This is a genomic window from Pseudoalteromonas sp. Angola-4 (assembly GCF_028599265.1).
Taxonomy (GTDB): domain Bacteria; phylum Pseudomonadota; class Gammaproteobacteria; order Enterobacterales; family Alteromonadaceae; genus Pseudoalteromonas; species Pseudoalteromonas atlantica.
Genome location: NZ_JAQREK010000106.1, coordinates 1 through 433 on the forward strand (window position 1 = coordinate 1; position 433 = coordinate 433).

Consider the following 433-nt stretch of genomic DNA (forward strand, 5'->3'; position numbering starts at 1 on the left):
GGTTGCTAGAGGTATTAACACGGCGCGCTTTGCCCGTACATTAAGTATTTTATCGTCTAGCTCAGTGCCGCTTCTTGAAGGACTGCGTATCTCAGGTGGGGTGTTGGTTAACGAAAAAATAAAGCAAGCAGTGGCACATGCCGCAGAAAGAGTCAGTGAAGGGGCGAGTCTTCGTGCTTCACTACAGCAAACTAAGTTGTTTCCACCAATGATGCTACATATGATAGCCAGTGGTGAAAAGTCCGGTGAACTTGAGCAAATGTTAGAGCGTGCTGCTAACAATCAAGATCGCGAGTTTGAAAGTATGGTTAATGTGTCATTAAAATTATTGGAACCGGCAATGATTGCCTCTATGGCAGTGATTGTGCTTTTCATAGTAATGGCAATTTTGCAGCCAATTATGGCAATGAACAAGGCCGTAGGTCTTTAAGTA

The 433-nt window shown here is 43.9% G+C and carries 1 protein-coding gene; it reads left to right on the plus strand.

What is annotated here, in order from left to right:
- On the plus strand, positions 1-430 hold a 430-nt coding region (locus tag PSH48_RS21025), incomplete at its 5' end, for a type II secretion system F family protein (RefSeq protein ID WP_273612326.1).
- Positions 431-433 lie beyond the last annotated feature (3 nt).